We start from the raw sequence: 20640 nt of genomic DNA, 5'->3' as shown, positions 1-20640 counted from the left end.
AGCTTTAGTGGGGGACAGAAGTCATGCGGCGTGATTTCGCGTTGAGCGCTCTGACCTTGTCGGTCGTGACGCCCATGTACAACGAGCGGGAAGCGGTGGACCACTTCGTGGCCCGCCTCCGCCCGGTGCTGGACGGGCTCGGCGTCACCTACGAGGTCGTGGCGGTGGACGACGGCAGCCGCGACGAGACTGTGCCGCGCCTGCTGGAGCTGCGCGCCGACTGGCCGCAGCTGCGAGTGGTGAAGCTGCGCCGCAACGTCGGCCACCAGTCCGCCCTCTCCGCCGGGCTGCGCTCGGCCCGGGGCGACTACGTGGTCAGCATCGACGCCGACCTGCAGGACCCGCCCGAGACGATCGGCGAGATGCTGGCGAAGGCCCGCGACGAGGACCTCGACGTGGTCTATGGCGTCCGCAACGACCGCAGCACCGACACTGTCTTCAAGCGCAACACCGCCGGCGTCTACTACTGGCTGATGCGCAAGCTGGTCGGCCCGTGGGTGAGCGGCCAGGCCGGCGACTTCCGGCTGATGAGCCGCCCGGTCGTGGACACCCTCAACGACCTGGCCGAGCAGCAGCCGGTCTACCGGCTGGTGGTGCCGTCGCTCGGCTTCCCCAGCGGCGAGGTCGGTTACGTCCGGGCCGAGCGGGTCGCCGGCGAGACGAAATACCCCCTGCACAAGATGATCAAGCTGAGCGTGGACAGCGTCACCAGCTTCTCGGCGGCACCGCTCAAGGTGGCCACCTGGCTCGGGCTGGTCACCTTCATGATCTGCCTCGGCCTGATCGTCAGCGGCATCTCCGCCTGGGCCTTCGGCGTGACCGTTCCCGGCTGGACCTCGCTCTACATCGCCGTGCTGCTGCTCGGCGGGGTGCAGCTGATCTGCCTGGGCCTGCTCGGTGAGTACATCGGGCGGATCTACGCGGCCACGCAGCGCCGGCCCAGCTTCCTCGTCGCCTTCGACACCGACCAGGAGGAGCAGGTCGTCGCCCGCAAGGCGGACGCCACCGAGGTGGAGCCGACGCACCTGGTCACGCACGGCTGATGGTGACCCAGCTGGCCGAGCACGCGCACGTCGACCCCGGCACCACGGATTCGGCCGCCCGGCGAAGGCTGCCGTCGGCCGGCTGGCTCGCTCTGATCTTCACGCTCGCCGTCATCGTCGTGACGATGCGGTACTACGGCGTCTCCGACGTCGACCAGGTCATGTTCGCCGTGTACTCGCTCGGCTGCGTGACCCTGCCCGGCACGCTGATCTGGCGTGCCCTCCAGGGCCGGGCCGGTCACCTGCCGTTCGACGCGGCCTTCGGCACCACGGTGGGCTTCGTGGTGGAACTCCCGGTCTACCTGGTGGCGCGCGCGGCTGACGTCCCGCTTGCAGTGCTGGTCTGGCCGGCGGCAACGCTGATCGCCTTCGCGGCGGTGCCCGGGCTGCGCCGGTTCTGGCGGGGCAACGGCGAGCGGCTGCCGCTGGGCGCGTCCTGGACCGCGGCGCTGGCCACCACCTTCACCATGTGGACCGCGGCATTCTCGATCTTCCGGTACAACTCGCTGAACGAGCCGGTCTCTGCCGCCATGCACATGGACTTCCCGTTCCAGTTCGCGCTGGTCGGGGTCTTCAAGAACGACGTGCCGCTGAACACGCCCTGGCTGCACGGCACGGACCTGCTCTACCACTGGTACGCGTACGCCCACGGCGCGGCGGCCAGCTGGATCACCGGGATCGAACCGCAGACGATGATCATGCGGCTCATGCCGGTGCCGATCTTCGCGGCGTTCCTGCTGCTGATCCTGGCGCTGGTGCACCGGATCACCGGACGCTGGTGGCCGGGCAACCTGGCGATCCCGCTGATGATCCTCGGCACGGTGGTCCTGCCGTTGCGCTGGACCGGCCGGCCGATGGACCCGCTGTACTTCCTCGACAACCTCTGGGTCAGCGCGTCGCAGACCTTCGCCGCCCTGTTCTGCGTCGCGGTGGTCTACGTGCTGTGCGACCTGTTCCGCGCCGAGCCCGGGCAACTGCGCAAGCCCGTACCATGGCTGGTTCTGATCGCCTTCGTCGGCGCCCTCGCCGGTGCCAAGGCGACGTTCCTGCCGATGCTGATCTGCGGTCTCGGGCTCGCCATGTTCCTGCGCCTGGTGCTGCTGCGGCAGCGGCCCGGCGTGGAGCTCTACGCGCTGCTCATCTGCGGCGCCTGGATGGCGTTCGCGCAGGTGGTCCTCTACGGCTCCGGCTCGCAGGGCACCGAGATCAACCCGCTGCAGACGGTCAAGTACACGGTGCTGGGCCGGGCGGTGATGGGCCCGCAGACGCCGGAGAACCCGTGGAAGCCGATCGTGGTGCTGACCGTGGTGGCCCTCATCGCGGTGCTGCTGGGCTGGGCCGGCATGGTCGGCCTGTTGCGGCGGAAGTGGCGCACCGACCCGATCGTGCACGTGATGTTCGGCTTCGCGATCTCCGGCCTGGGCGCGCTCTACATCCTCGCCCACCCGGGCCTGAGCCAGTCGTACTTCGGCCGTTCCGCGGCGCCGTACTTCGGCATCCTGGCGGCTGTCGGCCTCGCCGCGCTGCTTCCCGCCGGGGAGCGGCTGCCGCGCAAGTTCTTCCTGCTGTCCGGTGCCGGCATCGTGGCGAGTGTCGCCCTGTTGCTGATCGTGCGGGGCACTCTCGGCAACAACGCCCCGGACGAGCCGGTCGACAGTCTGTCGCTGCGCCAGGCGGTCAAGCCCTATCTGGTGATCCTCGGTGTGCTCGCGGTCATCGTGGTCCTGCTGGCGGTGGCGGCGCGCTTCGCCCGGCTGGGCCGGGCCCAGACCGTGGCCGTGGCCGCGCTGACCGTGGCCAGCATCGCGGTCGCCAGCGGTGTGGCGAACGCCCGGCCGCTCTGGGACCGGCTGATCTCCGGCGAGTCGCAGCGGGACATCGTCGCGCCGGGCAACGTCCTGGCGATGCCGCCGGGCGCCATCGACGCGTCCCGGTGGCTGCGGGACAACTCGGATCCGCGCGACCTGGTGGCGACGAACAGCCACTGCCGGCTCGACTTCGACTGGTGCGACAGCCGCGACTTCTGGCTGGCCGCGTTCTCCGAGCGGCAGGTGATCATCGAGGGCTGGAGTTACACCGAGCCGGCCTTCGCCACCGGCGGGCTCTGGGACCGCACGCTGTACCGCAGCAAGTTCTGGAAGCCGGAGCTGCTGGAGGCCAACGACAAGGTCTTCACCGAGCCCACCGCCGAGCGGGTGGCCGCGTTCACCGCCGAGCACGGGGTGCGGTGGCTGGTCGCGGTCAGCCCCACCCTGGTCCCCGACCCGATGCGCACGGCCGAGACCCGGGCCAGCCCGGAGCTGGCCCGGTACGCGACCGAACGGTTCAGAGCCGGGAACGTGACGATCTACGAGGTCACGCCGGGTCCAGCTTGATCGACAAGCTGTTGACGCAGTGCCGCGTGTTCTTCGGGGTGAAGCCCTCACCCCGGAACACGTGGCCCAGGTGCGAGTCGCAGCGCGCGCACCTGATCTCGACACGTGTCATCCCGTGGCCGCGGTCCTCGATCTCCTTGACCGCGCCCGGGATGGCGTCGTCGAACGACGGCCACCCGCAGTGCGAGTCGAACTTGGTGTCGCTGGCGTAGAGCTGGGCGCCGCAGGCGCGGCAGTCGTAGACGCCCTCGGTCTTGGTGTTCACGTACTCACCGCTGAAGGGCGCCTCGGTGCCCGCCTCGCGCAGCACCCGGAACTCGGCCGGGGAGAGGCGGATCCGCCACTCGTCCTCGGTGGTCGGCAGGGTGGTCTCATCGGTTGCCATGCCATCCACGGTACGTCGCACGCGGGGTGCGCCGACAGCCATGATCACCGGGGTTGGAACCTCTATGGAAGCTGCATCCCCGGCGACGTTCCGGCCGACCTCGCAGCAGGTCCTCGGCCACGGTCTCTACCTCGGTGCGCTGAGCGCCGTGGCGAGTGTCACCACGGGGGTGATCGTGACGCTCGCGTGGCCCCCGCCGGGCGGGCCGCCGGACTGGATCTGGCCGCTGCTGGTGGGCGTGCCGCTGCTGCTGGGAGCACTGATCGGGCTGGTGACGGGGCGTCGTTCCGGCGTGGTGGTGGAGGCCCGCGGCATCCGGATGTCGTCGGTCTTCGGTGAGGGGCTGGCCGACTGGGACCACGTCGTCGACCTGCGCGCCGAGCGCCGGGGGAGCCGCAACGTGGTCTCGGTCTACCTGGACTCCGGGGCCAGCGTGCAGCTGCTCGCCCCGTACAGCGGAGGCCTTTTCGCAGCTGATCCCCAGTTCGAGCTCAAGGTGTTCGCTCTGTCCCATTTGTGGCGGAGTCACCGTTTTGGTGGAGTTCCGAGTTGATGACCCGCCGGGGGATGTTTACGGGTAAAACGGGCAATTACCGTTAAGCTCCCGTGCGACCATGCAACCGTACCTTTCGCAACAGAACGGATACTCCTCATGAGCTTTTCGCGTCGACTGGCCGCTGGACTCCCGGCGGCCGGCGTCACCGTCTTCGCTGCCCTCGCCTTCACCGGCTCCCCGGCCACGGCGGCTGAGCCCGCTGTCCAGGCCGGCTACCCGGCGGTCATGACCAGCCCCGAGCCCACCGCGGACACGCGGGGCAACGCCGGTTACGGCGGCGACGTGGCCGAGGTGCCCGCCGACACCGCGGCGACGCCCACCAACACGGCGGACGACACGCCCACGCGCGGCAACCCCGGTTACGGCCCGAGCGAGACGCCCGGCATCTCCAGCACCCCCAGCACCCCGGCCGTGACGCCCTCCACGCCGGTGGGAGTCGCCTCGGAATCGGTGGCGCCGGAGGCCCCCAGCACCATCACGCCCGGTGGCGTCAAGTCCGAGGGCACCCTGCCGGTCACCGGCGCCCCGCTGACCGGCACGCTGGCCATCGGTGGCCTGCTGGTCGCGGCGGGTGGCGCGGCGGTCTGGTACACGCGCCGCCGTCGCAACGCCTGAGCATCGGCGTCCCCTTCGAAGGCCGTCCGGCTCACCGGGCGGCCTTCGGGCGTCGTGAGGCCTATGGTCTTCAGTTATGCCGACCGCCGCGGAAGAGTTCGAGATCGCCGGCCACACCGTGCGCCTGACCAGTCCCGACAAGATCATGTTCCCGGAGAAGGGCTACACCAAGCGGGACGTGTTCGACTACTACCGTGCGGTCGGCGACGGCATCCTGCGGGCACTGCGCGACCGTCCCACCACGCTGCAACGCTTCCCCGACGGGCTGGGCGGGGAGACGTTCTTCCAGAAGCGGATCGCCACCCGCGGCGTCCCCACCTGGATCAAGACCGCGAAGATCACATTCCCCAGCATGCGTACGGCCGACGAGCTCTGCCCCGCGGACCTCGCCCACGTCGCCTGGGCCGCACAGATGGGCACCGTGGTCTTCCACCCCTGGCCGGTGCGCGCCGCCGCCCCCGACCAGCCGGACGAGCTGCGCATCGACCTCGACCCGCAACCCGGCACCGACTTCGGCGACGTGGTGTCGACCGCCGGCGTGGTCCGTGAGGTGCTCGCCGACCTCGGCTGGACGGGATACCCGAAAACCTCCGGCGGCCGCGGCGTCCACGTCTACGTCCGGATCGCGCCGCGGTGGTCGTTCGTCGAGGTCCGCCGGGCCGCCATCGCCCTCGCCCGGGAGGTGGAACGGCGTCACCCGGACCGGATCACCACCTCCTGGTGGAAGGAGGAACGCGGCGAGAAGGTGTTCCTCGACTACAACCAGATGGCCCGGGACCGAACCATCGCCTGCGCATACTCGCTGCGCGCCAACGCCCGGGCCACCGTCTCCACCCCGGTGACCTGGGACGAACTGGGCCAGGTCGAGCCGGACGACTTCGACCTGCGCACCGTGCCCGCCCGCATCGCCTCGGTCGGTGACGCGCACGCCGGGATCGACGACGTGGCGCACGACATCACCCCGCTGCTGGAGTGGGTCGAGCGCGACGAGAAGGCGGGGCAGGGCGACCTTCCGTACCCGCCGGACCACCCCAAGATGCCCGGCGAACCCAAGCGGGTGCAGCCGTCCAAGGACCGCGACCTGAAAGCGCAGCGCCAGCCTTAGGGCAGCGACAGCTTCATTCCCTCGTGGCTCGTGACGAAGCCCAGGCCGGCATAGAAGCGGTGCGCGTCCGTGCGCTTCTTGTCGGTGGTGAGCTGCACCAACCGGCAGCCGCGCTGCTGGGCCCGCTCGATCGTCCACCGGATCAGCTCGGCGCCGCGGCCCCCGCCGCGCCGGTCCGAGCGGATCCGGACGGCCTCGATCTGCATCCGCTCGGCGCCGCCGCGGCTCAGGCCCGGGATGAAGGTGAGCTGGCAGGTGCCGATCACCTCGTCGTCCTCGACCGCCACCAGCAGCTCGTTGCGGTCGTCCGCGTCGATCGCCTCGAACGCGGCCCACAGCGCCGCGTCCACCTCCTCCGGCACGACGCCGTACCCCCGCTGCCGGGAGAGGTCGTCGTCGGCGAGCAAGGCCAGGACGGCGGGGACGTCGGCACGGGTGGCGATCCGGATCTGCATGATCCAAAGCTTGCCAGGGGCTGTCGCGGCGCGCCGGCCTCGGGCACCATGACGCTATGAATGCGCTGCTCGCGCCGTTCGGAGCCGTTTACCGCGGATTGGTCTGGCTGGCCAATTCGCCGCGGAAACTGCTCCTCGCGTACTCGGTTCTGATCCTGGTCTGCGGCACCCTCTACAACCGTTTCGAACCGGACACCACGTTCGGCGACTCGATCTGGTGGGCCGTGGTCACCGCCTCCACCGTCGGTTACGGCGACATCTCGCCCGAGACCTGGCAGGCCCGGGTGATGGCCGGGCTGCTCATCTCCGCCATGGTGCTGCTGGTGATCCCGCTGATCACCGCACACTTCGCCAGCAAGCTCATCGTGGACACCGACGCCTTCCGGCACGAGGAGCAGGAGGAGCTCAAACAGAACCTGCGGCACGTGCGGGCGCTGCTCGAGGCCATGGCGGCACGTCAGGGCGTCAACGTGCCGGACACCGCAGGCCCTCCCGGGGCATCCGCAGATCGATGAGGTACCCGTCCACCGCGTCCCGGATGCAATCGGTGGTCGGGTACGCGGTGTGGCCCTCGCCCTCCCACGTCAGCACCTGGCCCACACCCAGCATCTTCGCGAGATCGGCGGTGTTCTCGTACGGCGTGGCGGGATCACCGGTCGTGCCCACCACCAGGATCTCCGGCGAGCCGGTGGCCGGGCCGGCCGGGTACGGGTCGCGCTTGCCGGTCCAGTACGAGCAGGGCAGCATGCCGACCGCCAGCGCCGCGCCGAACAGCGGGTACTTGCGGCGCCACTCGCCCTGCAACCGGCGGATCTCCTCGACGCTGGGCGCGCCGTCGGTGTCCGCACAGTTCACCGCGAGGTTCGCGTCGAACAGATTGGTGTACGTGCCGTTCGGCCGGCGCTCCGTGTACTGATCGCCGAGATCGAGAATGCCCTTCGCGTTCCCGCGCTGCAGGGCGTCGATCGCGGTGGCCAGGCTGGCCCACCCCGACTCGGTGTACAGCGAGGAGATCAGCCCGATGAAGATCCAGCCGGGGGTGGCCTCGCGGCCGTCGGGACCGCGGACCGGTGAGTTCTCCGCCTTGGCCAGCGCGTCGGTCACCGCGCCACGGGCGTCCGGCGCGATCGGGCACTTCGCCGGGGTGTCGGCGCACCACTCGGTGAAGTTGGTGAACGCCCGCTCGAAGCCCTTGGCCTGCGCCTCCGAACCCTGCACGTAACCCTCGGTCGGATCCACCGCGCCGTCCAGCACGAGGGCGCGGACGTTCTGCGGGAACAACTGGGCGTACGTGGCGCCGAGCAGGGTGCCGTACGAATAGCCCAGGTAGGTCAGCTTGGGGTCGCCGACCGCGGCCCGCAGCGCGTCCAGGTCGCGGGCGGCCTGCTCGGTGGAGAAGAGCGGTAGCTGCTCGCCGTACTCCGCGGCGCACCCGTCGGCGATCCGCTTGTTGAGCGCGGCGAACGCGTCGAAGTCGGCCTGGCTCACCGGGTCCGGGTCGGCGCCGAAGCTGGCGTCCTGGTCCTTGTCGCTGATGCACTTCACCGGGCTGGACCGGCTGACCCCCCGCGGGTCGAAGCCGACGACGTCGAAACGGTCGGTGATCTCGGTGGGCAGGCCGCCCAGCGCCTGACCGAACGAGAGGTAGACGGCGAGGTCCACCCCGGAGCCGCCGGGGCCGCCCGGGTTCAGCAGCAGGGAACCGATCCGGTTCTTCTGCGTCTTGGACCGCACCCGGAGCAGTTCGATCTCATAGGTGTCGCCACTGGTCGGCTTCGCCCAGTCCCGGGGGACGGCGACGGTGGCGCACTCATAGGTCATCCCGCTCGCGGCCTGACCGACCAGGTCACGCGGCACCTCGGGGCACGGGCGCCATCGGGCCTGCGCGCCCGGGGACGAGGCGGTGCCCGCGCCGCCGTTCGGTTTGGCCGGCTCCTGAGCGCCGTTCGGCGCGAACGTCGGCAGGGTGCAGCCGGAGAGGACGAGGGTCATCGCGGTGACGAGACCGGCGACCGAACGGGAACGACGATGCACGAGACGACCCTATCCGGTCTTTTCTGACGCGCCGGTCAACGGCGGCTGGGCACTTCCTGGACACGCCGTTCTCCTTGCCGGCGGCTCCTCCTGCGGCCGTCGGCTCGCGCTGCCGCCGTTGGCTTCTTCTTCGGCCGGGCGGCTTCTGTGGCGGCGGCCGGCTGCCCTGCGGGTGGCGGCGATGGACCGCCTGCCGGTCAGCGGCTGGTCAGCACCTCGGCCAGGTCGAAGCGGACCGGTCGCTCGAGCTGCTCGTAGGTGCAGGTGCGCGGCTCACGGTCGGGCCGCCACCGTTCGAACTGGGCGGTGTGCCGGAACCGGACGCCCTCCATGTAGTCGTAGCGCACCTCGACGACGCGCTCCGGGCGCAGCGGGGTGAAGGACAGGTCCTTGCCGTTGTTCCACCGGCTCACCTCGTTCTTCCGCGGGGTGCGCTCGCCCTGCATGTGGGCGGCCCAGTCCCACGGGTGCCCCTCGAACCCGGTGACGAGCGGCTGAAGCTCCTCGAACAGCTCCTCGCGCACCTTGATCGGGAAGGAGCCGATGACGCCGACCGAGACCAGCATGTCGCGCTCGTCGTAGAGCCCGAGCAGCAGCGAGCCGATCCGGTTCTCGGCGGACTTGTGCACCCGGTAGCCGGCGACCACGCAGTCCGCCGTGCGCTTGTGCTTCACCTTGGCCATCACCCGCTTGTCCGGCTGATAGGTGAGGTCGGTCGCCTTCGCGATCAATCCGTCCAGCCCGGCGCCCTCGAACTGGTCGAACCAGCGCCGTGCGGTGTCCAGATCGTCGGTGGCGGGCGTCACGTAGACCGGCGGCTTCGCGTCCCGCAGAGCCTCGACGAGGCGGTCGCGCCGCTCACCGAACGGCCGCTCGCTGAGGTCCTCGTCGCCGAGCGCCAGCAGGTCGAAGGCGACGAAGCTGGCCGGCGTCTGCTCGGAGAGCAGCTTCACCCGGCTGGCGGCGGGGTGGATGCGCTGCTGGAGCGCCTCGAAGTCGAGGGTGTTGCGCCCGGTGTCCGCGACGATGATCTCGCCGTCGATCACGGCGCGCTCCGGGAAGTTGGCCAGGACGGCCTCGACCACCTCGGGAAAGTATCGGGTCATCGGTTTCTCGTTGCGGCTGCCGATCTCGACCTCGGCACCGTCCCGGAAGATGATCGACCGGAATCCGTCCCACTTGGGCTCGTAGACCTGGCCGGGCGGGATCTCGGCGACCGGCTTGGCGAGCATCGGCTTGACCGGGGGGTTGAGCGGCAGCTGCATGCGCTCAGTGTGCCCGGAAACTTCGCCGGCGGAAGTCCCTTTACTCGTCCCCTGGGGCAGCCCCCATCATCGGTGTCATGACATCGCGGGGGATCGGATCGCGGGGGATCGAATGGTTGACCATCGGCGAGTTCGGCCGGCGTGCCGGGCTGTCCATCAAGGCGCTCCGGCTCTACGAGGCGTCCGGCCTGCTGCCACCCGCCGAGGTGGACGCGGAGAGCAACTACCGGCGTTACACACCGGATCAGCTCGACCGCGCCGGCCGGATCAGCCTGTTGCGCCGGCTCGGCATGTCGCTGGCCCTCATCACCGATCTCGTCGACCTGCCCGATGCGGAGGCGGTGCGCCGCCTGGACCGCTGGTGGAGCACCGAGGAGGCCGCGGTCGCCACCCGGCGCGACAGCTACACATGGCTGCGCACCCGGTTGGCGCACGGCCGCGAGCCGGACCTCACCTATGACGTCCGGGTGAACGTCCGTCCCTCGCGCAAGGTGGCCACCGTCCGGACCGAGGTCGACCAGCAGATGCTCGTGAGCACCGCGGGCCGGCTCGAGTGGGAGATCCGGCGTCACCTGGAGGACCAGGGCGCCGGGACGACGGCGGAGCACTGGGTGATCTACCACGGGCCGGTCACTCCGGACAGTGAGGCCGAGATCGAGGTGTGCGTCCCTTACACCGGCTCGGTGGAGCCGGTCGAGCGCCTGGTCATCCGGATGGAGCCGGAGCACCTGGTGGCCTACGCGACGGTCGCTCGGGACGACTGTTTCTACCCGCGGATCATGCGGGCCTACGAGGCGGTGTGGGAGCACGTCACCGAGGCCGGGTTCGCCCACGCCGCCCCGCCGCGCGAGATCTACCTCGACCAATGGGACCGGCTGGCCGGGACCGATCCGTTCGTGCACGTCGTGCAGCCGATCGAAGGGTGAAGCCGATGGACTACACACAACAGACCGCCTTCTCGGACCCGCGCCATCATCGGGCCGCCCTCGAGGCGCTTCCGGACGACGTGGCGGGCATCGCCGCGGTGGTGCGCAACGTCGTGGTCCACTACCGGGCCTCCGGGATCGACTTCCCGCCGCGCCGGCTCGCCGAGATCGACACCCGCTGGGTGGACCGCATGCTCGACGCCGACGCCTCCCGATTCACCGTTCCGCTCGACGCGCCCCGGCCGGAAGACCAGCGGGTGGTGGGCTGCTGCCGGGATTTCACGCTGCTCACCGTCTCAGCGTTGCGCGCCAAGGGCATCGCGGCGCGCAGCCGGGTGGGGTTCGCCGACTACTTCGAGCCGGGCTTCCACGGCGATCACGTCGTGGTGGAGCATCACGACGGCACCCGCTGGATCGCCCTCGACTCGCAGCTCGACCCGTCCGGCGACGTCGGCGTGGACGTCAACGACGTGCCGCTCGGGCCGGGCGGCCTGCGCACCGCGGCGCAGTCCTGGGTGGCGTGGCGGCGTGGCGGCGACGACCCGGAGACCTATGGGGTCGGTCGCGATCATCCGATCCGTGGCTCCCACATGATCGCCGGGCAGGTTCTGAGCGAGCTCGCGCACCGGATGGGCGACGAGCTGCTTCTCTGGGACTCCTGGGGCTATGCGGCCGAGCTCGACGCCGGTCGGGTGGGTCGCCCGATCGAGGAGGCCTGGGCCGATCTGCCGCCCTGGCAGGCCCACGAGCTGTCCCTCGTCGACGAGGTGGCCGACCTGCTGCTTGCTGCCGACGCCGGCGACTCGGCCGCGGAAGGCAAGCTGGCCGCCCGCTATGCCGAAGATCCCCTGCTGCACCCGGGCGACGTCATCGCTTGTCATTCCCCGCGCGGCGTCAGCTTCGCGGTCGATCTGCGCCGGCGCTCGGCGACGATGGCCTGAGCCGGCTGCGCCGCGTCGGTCGAGCCTCGGTCAGCGGACGAGCAGCTCGACGAGCCTCTCCAGCTCGGCCGCCGGGTCCACGGCGAGCCCCATGTGGACGGGCCCCGCCCGGAGCACCGTGCTCCGTGGGGCGACCAGCCAGCGGAACCGCTCGCCGAGCCGCATCTGTTCGGAGGCGCCGCCGCCCGCGCAGGTCGTCGACCACGAGTCCAGGGCCGCCCGGATCGCCAGGACGTCGGCGGCCGGGTCCAGCGCTCGCAGCCGGTTCTCGTCCAGGTGCGTGCGGGCGGCAAGGAAGTCGTGCCGCTGCGAATACAGCAACACGCCAACGTTGATCAGCTCGCCGCGCTCGATCCGGGGGACCGCCTGAATGATCGCGTACTCGTAGGGGGCCATCACGGCAGCCACGCTTCCGGCTGAGCCGCTCGCTGCGACAGGTGGCTCAGGTATGCGTCGCGGTCGCCCTCGTCGAGCCACTCGTCCGGTACGAGCGCGAGCACCTCGTCGAGCAGGGCCGGGGTGATCCGGCCGGCCAGCGCCGGGCCCTCCTCGGCCAGTGCCGTGGCGTAAGGCTTCAGCACATGGTCGTCCCAGCCGTATGCCCGGTGCACCACATTCGCCGCCCGAGCCCAGTTGTGATGGAAGTAAAGGGTCGCCCCATGATCGATCAGCCAGAGATCGCCGTGCCAGATCAGCAGGTTCGGGTTGCGCCAGCTCCGGTCGACGTTCTCCACGAACGCGTCGAACGCCAGCACCCGGCTGGCCAGACCCGCCTCGACGGGGTGGGCGTTGGGGTCGTACCCGAGCGCGCCCGGCAGGAAGTCCATCCCCAGATTCCCGCCGGCGCTGGCCTTGATCAGTTCTTGAACCTCTTCGTCCGGTTCCGCGCGCGCCACCACCGGGTCCAGCTCCACGCGGGTCAGCTCCGGCACCGGCAGCCCGAGCCGCCGCGCCAGCTCCCCGGCGATCACCTCGGCCACGAGGGCCCGCGGTCCCTGCCCCGCGCCGCGGAACTTCACCACATAGGTGCCGAGGTCGTCGGCCTCCACCACCCCCGGCAGAGACCCGCCCTCCCGGAGCGGCGTGACATAGCGAATAGCCGTGACCTGACGCAACACGTCGCCCACCCTACGGCCGCGCCACCCACCCCCGGCGTACGCCCCGCCAACAGTGGATCAGCCTTGGGCCGTGCCCCGCCGGGCTCGCGTCCCCGCCGGGCTCGCGGCTCGGATGGGTTTCGTGCGCTGCCGGGTTCTTGCTCCGGCGAGCTTGTGTTCCGCTGGACCGGCGGCCGTTTCCAGCCGAGGTCCCCGTGTTCTAGTACGGGTTTCCCGTGCCAGGAAGGCGGCCGCGCAGGAGGCCGCCGAGACGGCCCGGCATGGTGGGGTCGGCTGCCATGGGCGGGCTGGTGGTGTGGGCCCGGCGGGCCATGCCGGCGACCAGCTCGCGCAGAGCGCTGACGGCGTCGGTCTGGGGGCGCCAGCCCAACTCCGAAGCGGCACGGTCACAGCTCATCAACGGGGCCTTCAACGCCAGGCGCACCCAACCACGGTCCACCGGCTGGAGGCGGAGCGCCCAGCTGAGTGCGGCGGCGCCCTCCAGGGCGAGGCCCGGGACCGGAATGGGCAGGCCATGGAAGGCGCGACCCACCACTTCCGGGTCGAGGACCGGGCCGGCGGCGATGTTGAAAGCGCCTCGGACGTCGGCGCGGAGCGTGCGCAGGTATGCGTCGGCCACGTCGTCGGCGTGCACCGCCTGCATGCGCAGTCCGGGGTGGGCGGGCAGGACCGGGATCCAGCCGAAGCGCAGCAGGCGGGCGGGCAGCAGCGGGCCGGCGAAGTAGCGGCCGATCTCGGTGCCGGCGTCCCGCTGGAAGATCAGGCCCGGGCGCAGGCGGACCACACGCAGCGTGGGGTGGTCGGCCTCGATCTCGTCGAGCATGCGCTCCACGAGGGCTTTGTGCCGGCTGTACGAGGATTCGGGCACACCGGTCCGCAGCCAGGTTTCCTTGACGAAGGCCGACTTCGGGCCAGGGGCGTAAACGCCGACCGAGGAGGCGTGGACCAGCGTGGGAACGCCGGCGCTCAGCGCCGCGCGGAAGACGGACCGGCTGCCGAGCACGTTGGTGCGGTAAAGACGGCGCTGGTCGTGGCTGGGCTGGATCTGCCAGGCCAGGTTCACGACCGCGTCAGCGCCGGTGAAGACGGTGGTCAGCCGTTCCACGGCGTCGTCGTCGCCGATGTCGAGCGAGTGCCAGGGGAGGTCGGCGTACGGGCCGGACGGGTCGGGCTTCCGCCGGGAGACACCGATGGTCTCGATGTCGGCCTCGGTGCGGAGGCGGCGCAGCAGGGCGGTGCCCGCGTTGCCGCTGGCTCCCACAATCACAAGGCGCATGGGTTTTCGCTACCCGGCAGGAAGCGGTTGAACCGCATCGGGGAGCGGCTGTCGCAGGTTGGGCAATCCGTTTCCCTCCGGACGGCTGCCGGGCAACCCACCTCTCCGCATGATTTCTGTCGACGCCTGATTCCGCCGGAGCGGCTACGGCCGGAGTTGATGTTTCGGTCGATGAGATATTCGTGGCGGCCGCCCGCACGGGACGTCGCCGAAGGAAAAGACGGAACGCGACCGTTCTGGCGTCAGCGCGCTCCGGCGATGAAAGAGACGTGAGTTCGCAGCGCAAGGGAATGCCTACGGACAGCAGTTGGGGGAACGCGATCCGGATTACTCGGCCGGGCTTTTTCGTGCCGCGCGGCCCGCATAGACGCGGTCGGTGATGAACGGCAGAGCATTGGAGAGCAGGATCGCCGCCCGGTACTTCCCGGGAACGACAACCCGGCGACGTGGGCGAATTAGCGCTCGTTCCACTGCGGCGGCGACGATCTCCGGCCCCGGTAATCCGCGGCGGTGCGCGGTGAGGTCGGTGGCGATGTATCCGGGTTCGATCAGCGTCACGCCGATTCCGGTGCCGGCCAGTTCCCGCCGTACGGAATCGGTCATCCCCCGCAGCCCGAACTTGCTCGCCGAGTAGGCGCCGCCGATCCCGATCTCGCCGGCCACCGAACCGATGTTCACGATGGAACCCGATCCCTGCCGACGCAGAATCGGCACGGCGGCGCGCATCAGGCGGATCGGCGCCAGAAGATTGACCTCGACGACGGTACGCACAAAGGCGTCCTCGGCCAGCACGGAGGAGTCGCCGCCCACCCCGGCGTTGTTGACCAGGGCGTCCAGCCGGCCACCGAGTTCCAGGGCCCGGCCGACCAGTTCGTCCGCCGCGCCCGGCCCGGTCACGTCGGTGGGCACCGCGAAAGCCGTGCCGCCGGCAGCGGTGATCTCGTCGGCCACCGCGTCCAGCTCGTCCCGCCGCCGGGCAGCGAGGATGACGGTCCAGTCGTTGGCGGCCAACCGGATCGCGGTGGCCCGTCCGATCCCGCTGGATGCCCCGGTCACGATGACGACGGCCATGGTCCTGCCCTTCGACGGCCGGCGCCGTCCTCGATGCCGGAGCGACACCGAACGGCGCCGTGATCGACGCCGAGTGGCGCCGTGATCGACGCCGAGTGGCGCCGTGATCGACGCCGAGCGGCGCTGTCCTTGATTGCCGCAGTGACGCCAAACGGCGCTGCCGGTGAGCCTGGCAGCGCCGTCCCCCGCGTTTGCGATGAATTATCGCTTGCTGTGGTAAGCCTCGACGACGTGGCTGGGAATCCGGCCCCGCTCGGAAACGGTGTGGCCGTTCTTGTTCGCCCACTCGCGGATCGCCTGGTTCTGATCGCGGCTGGACCGGCTCGTCGCGGCCGGTGCGACCCGGCGGGCGGCAGCCGGCGCACTGCCGTTGCGGCCCAGGCGGGTGGCGGCGGAGAGGAACGGTTCCAGAGCCTTGCGCAGCTTGCCGGCGTTTTTCTCGGACAGGTCGATGGTGTAGTTCACCCCGTCCAGCCCGAATTCGACGGTGCGGTCGGCTTCGCCGCCGTCGAGGTCGTCGGTGAGAAGAGTAATTATCTGCTTGGCCATGTGTTCGCTCCTACAGCGATGTCATTAGGGTGACAGTTGCGCCCCGCGTCGAGTCTCGGCCGCGAATGGTCGTCGTCGCATTCATTCTGTCGCGCCTGTGGTATCCAGTGCAAATTGCCGCCTCGGGCATGTCGAAATTATTGCCGGTCAACCGGCCGCCGACCAGGGCGAACCTTTTCAGGATCGTGAATGCAAGGCAGCACCGGCCGGTGCTAAGAGCGTGCGGGCAGAACTAATCGCCGCCCGGCGAAGCAGCGCGGGCACTGACGCCCCCGGCTACGCCCACGGTGAACAGCCCTGCCGATCATGTGGCGCAAGGGTGTAAGCATGTAATCACGTAAGCACCTGGAGGTTGGTATGCGTATCCGAGTTGCTCCGCCCGGGCGGACCGAGCCGCCCGTCGCCGACGACGCCGCTGCCTGGGTGACCGGAGCGGTCCCCGACGGCTGGTTCACCGAACCGCCCGAGGTCGTCGTCGACCGTGACGAGATCATCATCTGGGGCCGCTTGCCCCGCCCCGAGCTGGCCGCCGACGCGACCGAGGCCGACAACGCCGCGGGGCAGGCCGGGCGGATCGCGCAGTTCCGCGAGGACACCCGCGACGCCCGGATCCGGGTCGCCCGGCAGGTCGAGCACCGTTATCAGCGCAAGGTCGCCTGGGGGATCCGATGCGGTGACACGTCGGAGCTGTTCACCCATCTGTCCGCACCGGTCATGACGCGGCTGCGCCAACCGGAGCGGCGGGTGCTCGACACCCTGGTCGACGCCGGTGTGGCCCGGTCCCGTTCCGAGGCGCTGGCCTGGTGCGTCAAGCTGGTCGGCCGTCACACCGAGGAGTGGCTCGGTGAGCTGCGCGGCGCCATGACGCGTGTCGACGAGCTACGCCGCCAGGGCCCCGACGCCTGAGCCCGGACGGCCGGGTACGGCAAGGCGGACCCGGGCGAGCGAAGGCGGAAAGCGGGAGTGGATCGCCGGGGTCAGAAAGGTGGAAGCGGGAGTGGATCGCCGGGGGTCAGAAAGGCGGAAAGCCGGGATGAGCGAAGACGGCGGGCAGAACGCCGATGCGGTCTGCCCGCCCGCTCAGACTGCGATCGGCTGTGAGCCGCGCATCCACGCCAGCGCCTCCGTCGGCCCGAGCGGGCTGGAGAACAGGAAGCCCTGCCCCAGCGGGCACCCCATCTGCACGAGCAGCTCGCGGTGCGCGGGGCTCTCGACCCCTTCCGCCACCACGGTCAGTCCCAGCGACTGCGCCAGGCTGACGATGCCACTGACCAGAGCCAACGGCTGCTGGCCCGTTGTCATGTCGTCGATGAACGTCTTGTCGATCTTCACCACGTCGATCGGCCGCCGGCGGAGGTAGCCGAGCGACGAATACCCCGTTCCGAAGTCGTCGATCGCCATCCGGATGCCCATGTCGCGCAGGGTGGCGAGGTCGCCCCAGATGCGTTCGTCGTCCTTGACCAGCATGGTCTCGGTGATTTCGAGCATCAGCGACTGCGCCGGCACCCCGGTGTGCTGCAGCGCCGCGCGGACCACCTCCACGAAGCCGGACTCGCGGAACTGGCGGACCGAGACGTTGACGCTGACGTACGGGGCCTGCCCCGGGGAGAGGATGCGGCGCCACTCGGCGACGGTGCGCAGCGCCTCCTCCAGCACCCAGCGGCCCATCGGGACGATCAGGCCGCTCTCCTCGGCGACCTCGATGAACTGGTCCGGTGTGATGACGCCCTGGCGGGGGTGGTGCCAGCGGACCAGCGCCTCGAAGCCCACCGCCCGGCCGGCCGCCATGTCCATGATCGGCTGGTAGTGCAGCAGGAAGTGGCCCTCGTTGACCGCGTGGTCGAGCGCCGACCGCAGCTCCAGCCGGGCGACCATCTCGTCGTGCAGGTGCTTCTGGTAGCGCCGCCACTGGTTCTTACCGGCGCCCTTCGCCACGTAGAGCGCCAGGTCGGCCTGCCGGAGCAGCTCGTCGGCGTCGCTCGCCTCGGGGGTGGTGGTGATGCCGATGCTGGCCGCGGCGTACAGCGGCTTCGCGTCGGTCGTGATCGGTGAGGCCAGCGCGGTGAAGATCCGGTTGGCGGTCTCCTCGACCGCGCCGGGGTCGTTGACGTTCTCCACCAGGGCGGCGAACTCGTCGCCGCCGAGCCGGGCGGCGGTGTCGTCGGCGCGCAGGGCCCCGGCGATGCGGTCGGCGACCGCGATCAGCAGCTGGTCGCCGACCGCGTGCCCGAGCGTGTCGTTGACGATTTTGAAGTCGTCCAGGTCGATGAAGAGCACACCGACCACCGAGCCGTCCCGGGCGCTGCGGGCCAGGGCGTGCCGGAGCCGGTCGTTGAACAGCACCCGGTTGGCCAGGCCGGTCATCGAGTCGTGGAACGCCTGGTGGGTGAGCTCCCGTTCGAGGCGGCGCGGCTCGGTCACGTCGCGCATGGTGATCACCAGGCCGGCCACCGTGGGTTCGGTGCGCAGGTCACGGCAGTGCAGTTCGAGCAGGATCTCGGTGCTTCGGTTGCCCTGGGCCCGGAAGTCCAGCTGCTGCTGCAACTGGTCGCCGCCGCGAACCGCGTGCAGCACCTCCCCGAGCCGGGTCCGCTCGTCCGGGTGGAGGACCTCGGGCAGCAGCGCGCCGGTCGGGTCACCGCCGAACACGCCCAGCGCGGACGGGCTCGCGTACCGGATCCGGTCGGCGTCATCGATGATCAGGATGACGTCGGCGGTGTTCTGGATGAGCGTCCGGAAATAGGTCTCGCTGTTGCGCCGGGTCACCTCCTGGCCGAGGTCGATCCGTTCCAGTGCGAGCGCCACCTGCCCGGCCAGGACCTCCACCGAGCGCTGCAGCTCGAGCAGCGCCCAGGTGGGCGCGCCGACGTGCAGGACGCCCACCAGCGGGTCGCCGCCCGGCCGGTCCTTGAGCACCATCGGGCAGCGCAGCGTCTTGGTGAACTGGGTCAGGCGGACCGCCACCGCCCAGTCCACGTCCCGGGTGCTGACCAGCCGCGCCGCCGTGCCGATGGCGCGGTCCACGGCGGCCTGCGCGGCGGCCTCCGGCGACTGCGGCTCGGACTGCGCGATCGCGATCGCGAGCACCACGCCGTGCGGCACGTCGCCGGGCAGCAGCTGGGCCACCGCGGTGCGCACCGCGAGACCGACGGCCTCGGTGTCCACCGCCGAGACCAGTGCGGCCGAGGCCTCCCGCAGTGCTGCCTCCCGGGCCATCGCCTGCCGGTGACTCGTCATGATCCCGGCCATCCGGGCCAGCACCAGCAACATCATCAGCATGCTGAGCGCGGCCACTCCGGTCAGGCCGGCGCCCTGGCCGTCCCGGAACATCTTCGCCACCAGCACGGTGGGAGCGACCAGCGCGGCCACCGCGAGCAGCGCGAGCCGGCCCCGGCTGGCCTCGGCCGGCGGCACCTCGGAGGGGCTGGTCAGCTCGGCCATCGAGGGGATCAGCGCGGCCAGCCCGGCGGCGGTGTAGATCGCCAGGTGGCCGAGGGCCGAGGCGCCGAACACGTCGGCGACCAGCATCGCGAAGACCCCGGCGCCGAGCAGGTGCCCGGGTGCCACGAGCCGTCCCGGCAGGGTGGCCAGCCGGATCAGCAGGCCCAGACAGAGCAGGTCGGCGACCGGCAGGGCGATGCCGATCCAGCCCTCGGCGGCCTCGCCGTCCATCCGTGGCCCGATCACGAACGTCCAGGTCAGCAGCGCCGCGCCGGCGGTGACCGTGAGCGCGTCGAACAGGCCCGGCCAGTCGCGCACCGAGTTGGTGCGGCGCCGCACGAAACCGGCCAGGGCGACGGCCAGCACCGGGTACGCGAGCAGCAGCACCGTGGTGCCGGCCGGCTCCAGCCAGGTCAGCCAGTTGGTGATCCACGAGGGCGCGTCCGCGGCGCTGCCACCGATCGCCGAGAGGGCGACCGCGGCCGCGAGCAGCCACCAGGGGCGTACGTCGTCGGGCCGGCTGCGCCGGATGCCGGCGGCCACCACCGCGACGGCGGTGACGCCGGCCAGCAGGCGCAGCGGAATCTCGAGGGCCGGCTCCCACGCCACGACCACGGTGAGCACCGCCATCAAGGCGCCGAAGAGGGCGGCGGGCCACCGTGTCGGCATCGGCGCTCCTGCTCCCTCCCGAGGTACCCGATGTCGGCCTGATCGGCCCGGCAGCCGCTGATCTGAGCGAAAGCGGCACAATCGGGTGGTGCCTCTCGACTTCGTCCGCGCCCACACGGCCTTGGCGCCCGTGCCCTTCGTCCCGGAGATCCTGCTGAACCAGGCCGCCGAGCCGATCGCCCTCTGGGAGGCCACCGAGGCGTCCGGCACGCCGCAGCCGCCGCCGTTCTGGGCGTTCGCCTGGGCCGGCGGGCAGGCGCTGGCCCGGCACGTGCTGGACGACCCCGAACTGGTCGCCGGGCGCAGCGTGCTGGACCTGGCCACCGGATCCGGTCTGGTCGCGGTCGCGGCGGCCCGCGCCGGCGCGGCGCCGGTCGTCGCGAACGACATCGACCCTTACTCGCTTGCCGCGGCGGCGGCCAATGCCGAGGCCAACGGGGTACGGGTCCGGACAGTCGAGGCGGACCTGCTCGACAGCGACGAGAAGTACGGCGTGGTGCTGGCCGGTGACGTCTTCTACAGCCGGGAGATGGCCGGCCGGGTGCTGCCGTTCCTGCAACGGGCGGCCGGACGGGGTTCGCTCGTGCTGGTCGGCGACCCCGGCCGGGCGTACCTGCCGGACGGCCTTATCGAACGCGCCGTCTACGACGTCCCGGTCTCCGAGGAGCTCGAAAGCGTCCCGGTCCGCCGCACCAGAGTCCTCCAGATCACCGCCCGCCGCTGACCCCCACCCGCGTGTGAAGTTGAGGTGCGAATCGAGCCGCAACTTCACACACGGGGTGGGCTGCGGATCGAGCCGTTACTTCACACGCGGGG

20 protein-coding genes are annotated in these 20640 nt (G+C 70.8%); 10 read left to right on the top strand and 10 right to left on the bottom strand.

Annotated elements, in window-relative coordinates:
• Positions 1–74 precede the first annotated feature (74 nt).
• Positions 75–1043 (top strand): glycosyltransferase family 2 protein, encoded by a 969-nt coding sequence (locus tag AC0NH5_RS01305; RefSeq protein WP_474400307.1) that lies wholly within the window; start codon positions 75–77, stop codon positions 1041–1043.
• Positions 1043–3418 (top strand): hypothetical protein, encoded by a 2376-nt coding sequence (locus tag AC0NH5_RS01300; RefSeq protein ID WP_474398872.1) that lies wholly within the window; start codon positions 1043–1045, stop codon positions 3416–3418. Before AC0NH5_RS01305 ends, AC0NH5_RS01300 begins: the two co-directional genes overlap by 1 nt.
• Here AC0NH5_RS01300 and msrB read toward each other — a convergent pair.
• Positions 3399–3803 (bottom strand): peptide-methionine (R)-S-oxide reductase MsrB, encoded by a 405-nt coding sequence (msrB, locus tag AC0NH5_RS01295; RefSeq protein ID WP_474398869.1) that lies wholly within the window; start codon positions 3801–3803, stop codon positions 3399–3401. The genes AC0NH5_RS01300 and msrB overlap by 20 nt on opposite strands.
• A 64-nt stretch (positions 3804–3867) precedes the next feature.
• On the opposite strand from msrB, the gene AC0NH5_RS01290 reads away from it, so the two are divergent.
• The 3 genes from AC0NH5_RS01290 (at position 3868) to ligD (ending at position 6079) form a co-directional block, all read left to right on the top strand.
• Complete coding sequence (locus AC0NH5_RS01290) at positions 3868–4356, top strand: hypothetical protein (RefSeq protein ID WP_474398867.1); 489 nt, start codon at positions 3868–3870, stop codon at positions 4354–4356.
• A 99-nt stretch (positions 4357–4455) separates the two neighbouring features.
• On the top strand, positions 4456–4974 hold the full coding sequence (locus AC0NH5_RS01285; RefSeq protein WP_474398865.1) for an LPXTG cell wall anchor domain-containing protein: 519 nt from the start codon (positions 4456–4458) through the stop codon (positions 4972–4974).
• A 76-nt stretch (positions 4975–5050) separates the two neighbouring features.
• Complete coding sequence (gene ligD, locus AC0NH5_RS01280) at positions 5051–6079, top strand: non-homologous end-joining DNA ligase (protein ID WP_474398863.1); 1029 nt, start codon at positions 5051–5053, stop codon at positions 6077–6079.
• On the opposite strand, the gene AC0NH5_RS01275 is transcribed toward ligD, so the two are convergent.
• The gene (locus AC0NH5_RS01275) at positions 6076–6534 is read right to left on the bottom strand and encodes an N-acetyltransferase family protein (RefSeq protein ID WP_474398860.1); all 459 of its coding nucleotides are present in this window, start codon (positions 6532–6534) and stop codon (positions 6076–6078) included. The genes ligD and AC0NH5_RS01275 overlap by 4 nt on opposite strands.
• A gap of 56 nt (positions 6535–6590) precedes the next feature.
• Between AC0NH5_RS01275 and AC0NH5_RS01270 the strand changes: the two genes are divergently transcribed.
• A complete protein-coding gene (locus AC0NH5_RS01270) occupies positions 6591–7049 on the top strand; it encodes a potassium channel family protein (RefSeq protein ID WP_474398857.1) in 459 nt (152 codons plus the stop codon).
• Here the strand turns inward: AC0NH5_RS01270 and AC0NH5_RS01265 are convergent.
• Positions 7000–8526, bottom strand: a complete 1527-nt coding sequence (locus AC0NH5_RS01265) for an alpha/beta hydrolase (protein WP_474400305.1) — start codon at positions 8524–8526, stop codon at positions 7000–7002. The two genes, AC0NH5_RS01270 and AC0NH5_RS01265, sit on opposite strands and share 50 nt — an antisense overlap.
• Positions 8527–8765: 239 nt before the next feature.
• Positions 8766–9833 carry an ATP-dependent DNA ligase gene (locus tag AC0NH5_RS01260; protein ID WP_474398856.1) on the bottom strand — a complete coding sequence of 356 codons (1068 nt, stop codon included), beginning with the start codon at positions 9831–9833 and terminating at the stop codon, positions 8766–8768.
• Positions 9834–9910: 77 nt separating this feature from the next.
• Here AC0NH5_RS01260 and AC0NH5_RS01255 point away from each other — a divergent pair, with 77 nt between their 5' ends.
• The gene (locus tag AC0NH5_RS01255) at positions 9911–10759 is read left to right on the top strand and encodes a MerR family transcriptional regulator (RefSeq protein WP_474398855.1); all 849 of its coding nucleotides are present in this window, start codon (positions 9911–9913) and stop codon (positions 10757–10759) included.
• Between the two features lie 5 nt (positions 10760–10764).
• The gene (locus tag AC0NH5_RS01250) at positions 10765–11700 is read left to right on the top strand and encodes a transglutaminase-like domain-containing protein (RefSeq protein ID WP_474398853.1); all 936 of its coding nucleotides are present in this window, start codon (positions 10765–10767) and stop codon (positions 11698–11700) included.
• Positions 11701–11730: 30 nt separating this feature from the next.
• On the opposite strand, the gene AC0NH5_RS01245 is transcribed toward AC0NH5_RS01250, so the two are convergent.
• The 5 genes from AC0NH5_RS01245 to AC0NH5_RS01225 all read right to left on the bottom strand — a co-directional run bounded on the left by AC0NH5_RS01245 (position 11731) and on the right by AC0NH5_RS01225 (position 15714).
• Positions 11731–12096, bottom strand: coding sequence for a DUF3037 domain-containing protein (locus tag AC0NH5_RS01245; protein WP_474400304.1), 366 nt, complete (start codon positions 12094–12096; stop codon positions 11731–11733).
• The gene (locus AC0NH5_RS01240) at positions 12096–12818 is read right to left on the bottom strand and encodes a HipA family kinase (RefSeq protein WP_474398851.1); all 723 of its coding nucleotides are present in this window, start codon (positions 12816–12818) and stop codon (positions 12096–12098) included. Before AC0NH5_RS01240 ends, AC0NH5_RS01245 begins: the two co-directional genes overlap by 1 nt.
• 199 nt (positions 12819–13017) lie before the next feature.
• Complete coding sequence (locus AC0NH5_RS01235; protein ID WP_474398848.1) at positions 13018–14094, bottom strand: NAD-dependent epimerase/dehydratase family protein; 1077 nt, start codon at positions 14092–14094, stop codon at positions 13018–13020.
• A gap of 327 nt (positions 14095–14421) precedes the next feature.
• A complete protein-coding gene (locus tag AC0NH5_RS01230; RefSeq protein WP_474398846.1) occupies positions 14422–15165 on the bottom strand; it encodes an SDR family NAD(P)-dependent oxidoreductase in 744 nt (247 codons plus the stop codon).
• A 201-nt stretch (positions 15166–15366) separates the two neighbouring features.
• Complete coding sequence (locus tag AC0NH5_RS01225) at positions 15367–15714, bottom strand: histone-like nucleoid-structuring protein Lsr2 (protein ID WP_474398844.1); 348 nt, start codon at positions 15712–15714, stop codon at positions 15367–15369.
• Positions 15715–16071: 357 nt separating this feature from the next.
• Here AC0NH5_RS01225 and AC0NH5_RS01220 point away from each other — a divergent pair, with 357 nt between their 5' ends.
• Entirely contained in the window at positions 16072–16620 is a 549-nt protein-coding gene (locus tag AC0NH5_RS01220; protein ID WP_474398841.1) for a hypothetical protein, read from the top strand.
• Positions 16621–16794: 174 nt separating this feature from the next.
• Here the strand turns inward: AC0NH5_RS01220 and AC0NH5_RS01215 are convergent, their stop codons facing one another.
• Positions 16795–19824: a putative bifunctional diguanylate cyclase/phosphodiesterase gene (locus AC0NH5_RS01215; protein ID WP_474398839.1), complete on the bottom strand. Its 3030-nt coding sequence runs from the start codon at positions 19822–19824 to the stop codon at positions 16795–16797.
• 88 nt (positions 19825–19912) lie between these two features.
• Here AC0NH5_RS01215 and AC0NH5_RS01210 point away from each other — a divergent pair, with 88 nt between their 5' ends.
• Positions 19913–20548 carry a class I SAM-dependent methyltransferase gene (locus AC0NH5_RS01210; protein ID WP_474398836.1) on the top strand — a complete coding sequence of 212 codons (636 nt, stop codon included), beginning with the start codon at positions 19913–19915 and terminating at the stop codon, positions 20546–20548.
• Positions 20549–20640 lie beyond the last annotated feature (92 nt).

The sequence above is a fragment of the Actinoplanes sp. 13 genome (genome assembly GCF_056134165.1).
Note: the sequence above shows the minus strand (reverse complement) of the source record. Positions and strands in the feature narration are given on the sequence as shown.

What these genes read in the sequence shown, in the direction of transcription:
- AC0NH5_RS01235 (WP_474398848.1), bottom strand. Translation starts at nt 14,094, where the DNA reads ATGCGCCTTGTGATTGTGGGAGCCAGCGGCAACGCGGGCACCGCCCTG.
- AC0NH5_RS01225 (WP_474398844.1), bottom strand. Translation starts at nt 15,714, where the DNA reads ATGGCCAAGCAGATAATTACTCTTCTCACCGACGACCTCGACGGCGGC.
- AC0NH5_RS01300 (WP_474398872.1), top strand. Translation starts at nt 1,043, where the DNA reads ATGGTGACCCAGCTGGCCGAGCACGCGCACGTCGACCCCGGCACCACG.
- AC0NH5_RS01260 (WP_474398856.1), bottom strand. Translation starts at nt 9,833, where the DNA reads ATGCAGCTGCCGCTCAACCCCCCGGTCAAGCCGATGCTCGCCAAGCCG.
- AC0NH5_RS01305 (WP_474400307.1), top strand. Translation starts at nt 75, where the DNA reads ATGTACAACGAGCGGGAAGCGGTGGACCACTTCGTGGCCCGCCTCCGC.
- AC0NH5_RS01285 (WP_474398865.1), top strand. Translation starts at nt 4,456, where the DNA reads ATGAGCTTTTCGCGTCGACTGGCCGCTGGACTCCCGGCGGCCGGCGTC.
- AC0NH5_RS01275 (WP_474398860.1), bottom strand. Translation starts at nt 6,534, where the DNA reads ATGCAGATCCGGATCGCCACCCGTGCCGACGTCCCCGCCGTCCTGGCC.
- AC0NH5_RS01290 (WP_474398867.1), top strand. Translation starts at nt 3,868, where the DNA reads ATGGAAGCTGCATCCCCGGCGACGTTCCGGCCGACCTCGCAGCAGGTC.
- msrB (WP_474398869.1), bottom strand. Translation starts at nt 3,803, where the DNA reads ATGGCAACCGATGAGACCACCCTGCCGACCACCGAGGACGAGTGGCGG.
- AC0NH5_RS01230 (WP_474398846.1), bottom strand. Translation starts at nt 15,165, where the DNA reads ATGGCCGTCGTCATCGTGACCGGGGCATCCAGCGGGATCGGACGGGCC.
- AC0NH5_RS01270 (WP_474398857.1), top strand. Translation starts at nt 6,591, where the DNA reads ATGAATGCGCTGCTCGCGCCGTTCGGAGCCGTTTACCGCGGATTGGTC.
- AC0NH5_RS01250 (WP_474398853.1), top strand. Translation starts at nt 10,765, where the DNA reads ATGGACTACACACAACAGACCGCCTTCTCGGACCCGCGCCATCATCGG.
- AC0NH5_RS01220 (WP_474398841.1), top strand. Translation starts at nt 16,072, where the DNA reads ATGCGTATCCGAGTTGCTCCGCCCGGGCGGACCGAGCCGCCCGTCGCC.
- AC0NH5_RS01265 (WP_474400305.1), bottom strand. Translation starts at nt 8,526, where the DNA reads ATGACCCTCGTCCTCTCCGGCTGCACCCTGCCGACGTTCGCGCCGAAC.
- ligD (WP_474398863.1), top strand. Translation starts at nt 5,051, where the DNA reads ATGCCGACCGCCGCGGAAGAGTTCGAGATCGCCGGCCACACCGTGCGC.
- AC0NH5_RS01255 (WP_474398855.1), top strand. Translation starts at nt 9,911, where the DNA reads ATGACATCGCGGGGGATCGGATCGCGGGGGATCGAATGGTTGACCATC.
- AC0NH5_RS01215 (WP_474398839.1), bottom strand. Translation starts at nt 19,824, where the DNA reads ATGCCGACACGGTGGCCCGCCGCCCTCTTCGGCGCCTTGATGGCGGTG.
- AC0NH5_RS01245 (WP_474400304.1), bottom strand. Translation starts at nt 12,096, where the DNA reads ATGGCCCCCTACGAGTACGCGATCATTCAGGCGGTCCCCCGGATCGAG.